This window comes from Kaarinaea lacus (assembly GCF_975902315.1).
Genome location: NZ_CDLKIE010000523.1, coordinates 1 through 5,419 on the forward strand (window position 1 = coordinate 1; position 5,419 = coordinate 5,419).

At 42.9% G+C, this 5,419-nt stretch carries 7 protein-coding genes; 5 read left to right on the forward strand and 2 right to left on the reverse strand.

The genetic code is table 11. The features are described 5' to 3' along the window. On the reverse strand, window positions 1-264 hold a 264-nt coding region (locus ACWVCM_RS16260), incomplete at its 3' end, for a response regulator (protein ID WP_455202821.1). A 543-nt stretch (window positions 265-807) separates the two neighbouring features. On the opposite strand from ACWVCM_RS16260, the gene ACWVCM_RS16265 reads away from it, so the two are divergent. The 4 genes from ACWVCM_RS16265 to ACWVCM_RS16280 all read left to right on the forward strand — a co-directional run bounded on the left by ACWVCM_RS16265 (window position 808) and on the right by ACWVCM_RS16280 (window position 3,625). Beyond that, a complete protein-coding gene (locus tag ACWVCM_RS16265; protein WP_455202822.1) occupies window positions 808-1,416 on the forward strand; it encodes a hypothetical protein in 609 nt (202 codons plus the stop codon). Window positions 1,417-1,461: 45 nt separating this feature from the next. Next, complete coding sequence (locus tag ACWVCM_RS16270) at window positions 1,462-1,854, forward strand: DUF1924 domain-containing protein (protein WP_455202823.1); 393 nt, start codon at window positions 1,462-1,464, stop codon at window positions 1,852-1,854. Window positions 1,855-1,871: 17 nt separating this feature from the next. Then, window positions 1,872-2,438, forward strand: coding sequence for a hypothetical protein (locus ACWVCM_RS16275; protein ID WP_455202824.1), 567 nt, complete (start codon window positions 1,872-1,874; stop codon window positions 2,436-2,438). Window positions 2,439-2,509: 71 nt separating this feature from the next. Then, window positions 2,510-3,625 carry a cytochrome b/b6 domain-containing protein gene (locus ACWVCM_RS16280; protein ID WP_455202825.1) on the forward strand — a complete coding sequence of 372 codons (1,116 nt, stop codon included), beginning with the start codon at window positions 2,510-2,512 and terminating at the stop codon, window positions 3,623-3,625. Between the two features lie 21 nt (window positions 3,626-3,646). Here the strand turns inward: ACWVCM_RS16280 and ACWVCM_RS16285 are convergent, their stop codons facing one another. After that, window positions 3,647-4,303: a Crp/Fnr family transcriptional regulator gene (locus ACWVCM_RS16285; RefSeq protein ID WP_455202826.1), complete on the reverse strand. Its 657-nt coding sequence runs from the start codon at window positions 4,301-4,303 to the stop codon at window positions 3,647-3,649. A gap of 504 nt (window positions 4,304-4,807) precedes the next feature. On the opposite strand from ACWVCM_RS16285, the gene ACWVCM_RS16290 reads away from it, so the two are divergent. Then, on the forward strand, window positions 4,808-5,419 hold a 612-nt coding region (locus ACWVCM_RS16290), incomplete at its 3' end, for an ABC transporter substrate-binding protein (protein ID WP_455202827.1).

Below are 5,419 nucleotides of genomic sequence, written 5' to 3' on the forward strand. Positions count from 1 at the left end.
CTTGTCCTCTACCGTGTCCTTGGCTGTCAACATCAGTACCGGCGTGGCTTTTTTTGCGACTTTTCGTAGTCGTTCGCATACTTCCAGCCCACTTATTCCTGGCAACATAATGTCCAGGATGATGGCATCAAATTCCCTGGTGGAGGCCATTTGTAGACCCGTTACACCATCTTTGGCGAAATCAACTATATGACCCTGCAGTTCTAGAAAATCGCCCAGATTGGCAGCCAGGTCATTGTTGTCTTCTACGATTAACAGTTTCATCGAATAAAAGTCTATCTACCCAAACGTTAAGCAAATGTTAAGAATAGCACGTTTAACCCGCCTGAAATCGGCGTCCTACTTAACATTTCCTTAACACAATAAATAGTAATCTGTTTTGGCGTATATAAGAATGTCATTTGACCATTTTTATAAACTCCCAGATGAACCAGCAATTGATTGGGAGCTGGGTAAAGCTTGCAACCTAACAGGAAAGTTTTGTCTGGTCTTAACAAAACATTAACGTGCACTGAATTTATAAGATACAAATTACAGCAGCTCGATAGCCATTATTGTTTTTGATGATAAATCAGTATGCTGAAGAATTGTAAAATAGTGTAACGATTTTGATCTGGAACAATGTTACGTACATATACTTTCTTCATAATCGCGCCATGAGATGAATTTAGGATATCCAACGGTTAAATTTTCCAATCACAGAAAGAATTTCAAATCCAGCTACTCACTTTATCAACTGAAAACTGCAACGATAATAGTATTGCTTTGTAACTAAATTCATAACACCAATATATGATGAGGGATACCATGTTTAGATATTTGATAGTTTGTGGTATGAGCCTTTGCCTGGGATTTCCCTACGCCCATGCTGGCGCCGTAGAACAGGCAAACTCGACAACCAATATATATGCTCTGGACTTAAGCTTACCAAAGTCTGCAATCACTTATTCCTCCGAGTCCGAAAGCAGTAACATGTATGGTTCGCCGCTTTTACTGGCTGCCGCCGAACAGGAGACAGCGAAGAAGATGACCAGCACGGAAGAAACATCGGCTGGCGAATATAAAGATCGTACTTTTACTGGCAACAAGATACACAAATATCTCGGTATTGGTTCTATCGGTGCAGCGTTACTTACTCTCGTTGCCCCAAAAGAAGAAGATGGCGCGCATGAATACCTGGCATTAACTTCGGCCGCACTCGCATTAGGTGCAGTGGGAACCGGACTCGCCTATCACTATGAAGACATTAGCATGGCTGGCGGAATCAAAGATCCCGATAACTTGCACGCCTTATGGGCAGGTCTGGGCGCGGTGGCAATTACGGCAGCGGCAGCTACAGGCCCTGATGTACCACATGCAACATTTGGTGCGCTTGGTACGATCGCTATGATGGTGGGCGTCAAGTACACCTGGTAAACCACTCGGTCAAAGTTAACACTAATATACTGCAGGAAATTTTATATGAGAACGATGTTAGCTGTATTGATATTGTTTTTCAGTCAGGTAACGCTGGCTGAAACCGCACTGGAACAGGCTTTCAATTTGTACAAGGGCTCAGAAAACCTGACCTTTAATGCAGAACGCGGTAAGGAAATGTGGAATAAGAAAGTTATCGCTGAAGATGGCAAGGAAAGGGATTGTAATGCGTGTCATGGTAAGGATTTCACCAAGCCAGGCAAGCATGTCAAAACCGGTAAAAAAATAGACCCTATGGCACCGTCAGTAAATAAAGAGCGGTTTACCGAGTTGAAGAAAATTAAAAAGTGGTTTAAGCGTAATTGTAAGTGGACCTATGGACGTGAATGTACAAATCAGGAAAAAGGCGATTTTCTCCTGTATCTTTCCCAACAATAGCTGATCGGATAGAGACTATGAAAAAGAATATTACCAAATTATTATTGTTACTTTGCCTGGCGCTTTTCGGAGCTTCCGTCGCACATGCGGAGAAGCAAGGTTACTGGTCATGGTTTTTTTCTTTTAAAAGAATGAAAGAGGTTGCTCCGATAACCGACGCCGTCTACGAAGAAGAATGCGGCTCCTGCCATTTCGCCTACCAACCTGGCTGGTTGCCGGAAGCATCATGGCATAAGTTAATGGATGCGAAAGCGCTGGAAGATCACTTTAAAGAAAATGCCGAGCTGGATGAGCAAACACGCAAACAGTTACTTGACATCCTCGTCGCTAACTCTGCTGATAAATCACGTTATAAACGCTCCAAAAAAATCATGGCATCACTTCCAGAAGGTGAAGCGCCATTACGAATTACGGAAGTGCCTTACATTAAGTCAAAGCACCAGGGTGTCTATGACGATGTCGTTTCCAAAAGCAAAAAGGTCAAGTCACTGAGTTATTGTGACAAATGTCATCAAAAAGCTAAGGAAGCAGATTTTGACGATGATACCGTTTATATTCCTGGCCACGGATATAATACCTGGTAAGTTATGTCAAACCGGTATTCTATACGTGAAATGTGTAGTTGATGTAAAATAATGTTTCTGTAGTCTTATCAATGAGCGATTCTTCGCGCGTTAATATCTGGGATCTACCAACCAGAGTGTTTCACTGGCTGGTCGTCGCCTCTTTTGCAGTCGCCTGGTTAACCTACGACGATAACCGCTTTCTTTATGTTCATGTATTTTCAGGGTATGTTTTCCTGGGATTATTGATATTCCGCCTGCTTTGGGGATTCATTGGTACCCACTATGCGCGTTTTCATACTTTTGCCCACGATTTTAAATCAGTCACAGAATATTTGTTATCCATGTTAAATGGAAAAGCCATGAGGTATATAGGGCACAATCCAGCAGGTGGCTGGGCGATCTTTTTCATGTTAGCACTTGGATTATCTGTTGGCATTACGGGCGTGTTAACCCTGGGCGGGGAAGAAGGACATGGAATGCTGGCGGGAAAGATTAGTTATAATATTGGCATTATTTCTCGTGAAATTCATACTTACGTTGCATGGGCCATGTTGGGTCTAGTGGTTATCCATTTAGCGGGTGTTATCATTGAGAGCCTTATTCACAAAGATAACCTGATCTGGGCCATGATTACCGGCCATAAGGAGGCTGATGCTGGTGTTCCAGGGGTACACGGTCATCACTTGCTTGGATTAACCATTGTGACTTTTATTTGTATCAGTTCATTAGTGTACTTCAGGGGCTACCTGGTCGAAACTGCCGATGAGCTTTATCAACCCTACAAGGGCCCTGAACTTCCGGATAATGCCTTGTGGCGTGAGGAATGCGGTGAATGTCATTTCGCGTTTCATCCTACTCTCCTGCCGGAACGATCCTGGCGTCGGATTTTTGCAGAACAGCATGAACATTTTGGTGATGACCTGGATCTGGATGATGAGACAATTGAGGAACTATTGGCGTTTCATCTCAAGTATCCTGCGGAAAGTAATTTAACCGAACCTGCAAGAAAAATTCTATTTTACACGCCGGAAAACGAAATCCCCATACGTGTTACTGAAACCCATTACTGGGAAATGAAGCACGAAGATATAAAAGACGCTTACTGGAAGCATAAAAAAGTAAAAAGCAAATCAAATTGCCCGGCGTGTCATCTGGATGCAAAACAGGGTACCTATGAAGATTCCGACATGCGGTTACCCAAATGATTAACAGTCTGATAAATTGCTCTACAATCTGGAAATTTCCAGTAGCTGGTTAAGGTCTTTGATGAGCATTTTTTTGTTCTGATATTCAATCAAATCTTCTGCTTTCATTTCCGACATCAGTCGAATAATCGTCTCATTGGCCACGGATAGTACATTCGCGATATCTACCTTGGTGATTTCCGATTGAATCAGGAACTGGTTGTCGTTGACCTGTTCTGCATGGGTATCACAAAGCTCACAGAGTAGTTGCGCCAGGCGGCCGCGAACGGTTTTTTCCCTGACCGATATTTGCTCTTCTTCGGATCTAATGAGCTCGGAGGATATTTTAACTACCAGGTTTTTAGCAAAGGCTGCATTGTTGGAGAGCAAATATAAAATGTCTGTTTTTGGTATATAACAGGCCTGCAAATTATCCGATATAACATTGGCTGTTCCCTTGTATTGAGTTTCAATAAAAAGACTGCGGTGACCGGAGGTATCACCTGGCAATACAAGACGTGAAAAACGAATATTGCCTTCCGAGTCCTTCTGAACCACTTTGGCCAGACCATTCAAATGGCAATATATACCGTCGACATCCTGCCCCTGACTAAAAAGAATATCTTTCCTCGACAGTTTAACAGTCTTCTTTTTTTCCGTGATCCAGTGAATTAAGTCCTCATCGAAATCTCTGAACAAACTTTTTTTCCAAACCGGGCATTGTTGGCAATCTTTCGGGAAGTCCATATCAACAGTTATATTCGATAAATTAGCAGTAGTTTCGCGTGATTGTATAGTTATATAGTGTAGCTTGATCCGTATTTTGATGGCTGATTTTACACTGATTTTTGCTTCAAGCCATAATTTATACCTAATACCGGTAGGGTCAAGCAACGACAGGGAAAGTATGCATCAAATAACTGATAGCCTTAAAAACATGATCTAGATCATGTTGTGTGATGTTGTGTTCCTCATTACACTTGATTGCACATGTGAGATGAGGGGGCGGATGCATCTCACCTACATACACGCTCGTGCAAGCTAAATGGATTGTGCATAAGCGTGTTAGTAATGTGCTAGTAACATGGTAGTAAATTGCTCAGTAGCCAATTGTTGAGCAATTAATGACTCAATGTGCAAGCGTCTATAAATCCCACCCCTCGCTATATTAGGAACCAGTAAATTTCTGACGTGAGGAAACCAATGACTAAATATACTTTTCGTTTGCTACTACTTTTGGGTATCTTTACTTTTGGTACTATCAATAGCCAGGCAAATACTTTACAGGATGTCTCCATTGGCATAACACCGGCAATGAGTACAGCAGGATTATTCATTGCGTACGAGAAAGGTTATTTCGAGGAGCAGGGCATCAACCTGGTGATGAAACAGATTCCTCGCGCAGGCGCGCAGATGATTCCGTTCCTCGCCACCGGTCAACTTATGGTGGGATGCGGTAATCTCAATGCCGGTTTGTACAATGCTATCGCTAACGATATTCCATTGAAAGTGGTGGCGGACAAAGGCACTGTTACACCGGACCACGGTTACCTGGCGTTGATCGTGCGAAAAGCGCATATCGATAGTGGACGTTACAGGGATTTAAAAGACCTGAAAGGCATGACGATAGCCCTGACAGCGCGCGGTGTGTCGCAGGAAATCGTTGTTGAAAAATATTTGCAAAAAGCCGGCCTGGGTCTGGATGATGTAAAGTTTGTCAATTTGAGTTGGGCTGACATGAATATCGCGCTTAGTAATGGTGCAATTGATGCAACTATTCAGGTGGAACCGCTGGTTGCCCGTGCCGTGGAAAAG